Below are 2,314 nucleotides of genomic sequence, written 5' to 3' on the forward strand. Positions count from 1 at the left end.
CTTGTAAGGGCGATGCTCTCCCAACTGAGCTAAGCAACCATCCTGAAGGTCTGCAACTAAGGGGAAGAAGAGAAGTGGTGGTTGCTACTGGGCTTGAACCAGTGACCCTCGCCTTGTAAGGGCGATGCTCTCCCAACTGAGCTAAGCAACCATTCTCACTGTGACACTTCTGCGTCGTTGCGAGGTGGCATTATAGGGCGCAGATATAAACTGTCAAATAAAAATTGCTAACTTTGGTTCGTTTGCTGACATTTTAATCACTTCGAATAGCAGATGCGCCAAGCGCTCAGTCTTGATAAACTTACGCTCATTAAATTGACCGGTTTCAAAGAAAGGAATAAACATGAGTGTGGTAACGCGTTTTGCCCCCAGCCCGACTGGGTATTTGCACGTTGGTGGTGCCCGTACGGCATTGTATTCATGGTTAGTTGCAAAGGCACAGGGCGGCGAGTTCGTGCTGCGTATTGAAGATACCGACCGTGAACGTTCAACGCAACCTGCTATTGATGCCATTTTAGAGGGTATGGAATGGTTAGGTTTAAGCTGGGATCGCGGACCTTATTATCAGACTCAACGTTTTGAGCGCTATAAAGAGTTAATCGACAAGTTACTGGAAGAAGACAAAGCCTATAAATGTTATTGCTCAACGGAGCGCTTAGAGAAAATGCGTGAAGAGCAAATGGCGGCTGGTGAAAAGCCTCGTTACGACGGTCACTGCCGTGACAATCCTGACGTAGGCGGTGATAAGTACGTGATCCGCTTCCGTAACCCACAAGACGGCAGTGTGGTTTTTGATGATCACATTCGTGGGCGCATTGAGTTCGCTAATACCGAATTGGATGATTTGATCATTGCCCGTACTGACGGTACGCCGACTTATAACTTCTGTGTGGTGGTTGATGACTGGGACATGAATATTACTCACGTAGTGCGTGGTGAAGACCATATTAATAACACCCCGCGTCAGATTAATATTCTGAAAGCTCTGGGCGCGCCGGTACCTCAGTACGCTCACGTGTCGATGATTTTAGGTGACGATGGTAAGAAACTGTCGAAACGTCACGGTGCAGTCAGTGTGATGCAGTATCGCGATGATGGCTATGTGCCGGAAGCGGTCGTGAATTACTTAGCACGCCTGGGCTGGTCTCATGGTGACCAGAAAATATTCAGCCGTGAAGAGCTGGTTGAGTACTTTAAGCTGGATGACGTTAACAAAGCAGCGTCAGCGTTTAATACCGAAAAGCTTAATTGGTTAAATCAGCACTACATGAAAACTTTGCCTGCAGAGCAAGTTGCACCGCAATTGCAATGGCAGTTTGACCAAATAGGTGTGGACACAAGCAATGGTCCAGCGCTAGAGCAAGTTGTGTCGTTGCAGGCTGACCGGGTAAAAACCTTAAAAGAAATGGCAGCCATTAGCCGTTACTTCTTTGAGTCGGTTGAAGAGTTTGATGAGAAAGCAGCGAAAAAGCATTTACGTCCGGTAGCGAAAGAGCCGCTGGTAAAAGCCAAAGAATTGCTGGGAGCTGTTGCTGAGTGGAGTGCGGCGAATATTCAGGCGGCAATTAATCAGACCGCCGCTGACTTGGACGTCGGCATGGGCAAAGTAGGTATGCCGCTGCGTGTTGCAGCCACCGGTGGAGGCAACTCTCCCTCGTTAGATGTAACGCTGGAACTTATCCCCCAAAAGACGGTTCTGGCGCGTATTGACCTTGCGTTAGAGTTTATTGCCAACCGTGAAAAAGCGTAAGTTACCGCGCTGAACTGAGTGCGTAGCCTTTTGCCTTGCAACGGGCTACGCAAAGCGTTTGAGAAGCCGAGCCACCATTGGATGCTCGAAAGGGCGCTTTAGAGTAATCGCATAAAAGTGTTCGAACACGTTGGGCAGAGTCAGGTAGCGTTTTAACTGCCCGTTGTTCAACTCATCCCTCACAACAACATCCGGAATAACCGCCAGGGCTCCGCTATCACGCGCCAGTAGTCGCAACATTGCCATATCGTCTGCCTCGGCAAGTACCCGTGGTTGCCATTTGTATTCGGCGCTTAACATATCGAATGCCGCACGTTGGGGCATGTTTTCCGGTGGTAGAACCCAGTTTTTGTTCCGTAAAGAGGCATCTGTCAGGCGTTCTATATCGCGTCCCGGCGGCCCTATAACGGATACTGGCTGACGCGCTAACAGGCGGCTTTGCCATAATTGCTTGTCACTGCCCCGTACGTTGGTATTCGCCAGCGCCAGGTCAATTTGATGGTTAGCCAACTCATTAAATAACTGGTCGGGGGTCATTGAGTGCAGCCGGTATTGCACGTCCTG

General features: G+C 49.4%; 2 protein-coding genes and 2 tRNA genes (1 of these 4 cut by a window edge). 1 reads left to right on the forward strand and 3 read right to left on the reverse strand.

The annotated features are described in order from the left end of the window. Both B3180_RS10855 and B3180_RS10860 read right to left on the reverse strand, forming a co-directional pair. Positions 1-39 (reverse strand) — tRNA-OTHER (locus B3180_RS10855) (it extends 103 nt beyond the left edge of the window). Between the two features lie 36 nt (positions 40-75). Next, positions 76-151: transfer RNA gene (locus B3180_RS10860), tRNA-Val, on the reverse strand. Between the two features lie 192 nt (positions 152-343). On the opposite strand from B3180_RS10860, the gene gltX reads away from it, so the two are divergent. Further along, entirely contained in the window at positions 344-1,750 is a 1,407-nt protein-coding gene (gene gltX, locus B3180_RS10865; RefSeq protein WP_286844470.1) for a glutamate--tRNA ligase, read from the forward strand. A 45-nt stretch (positions 1,751-1,795) separates the two neighbouring features. On the opposite strand, the gene B3180_RS10870 is transcribed toward gltX, so the two are convergent. After that, a partial coding sequence (locus tag B3180_RS10870) for a substrate-binding domain-containing protein (protein ID WP_286844472.1) occupies positions 1,796-2,314 on the reverse strand: 519 nt, incomplete at its 5' end.

It is taken from the genome of Idiomarina sp. UBA4206, from assembly GCF_002383015.1.
GTDB lineage: Bacteria > Pseudomonadota > Gammaproteobacteria > Enterobacterales > Alteromonadaceae > Idiomarina > Idiomarina abyssalis.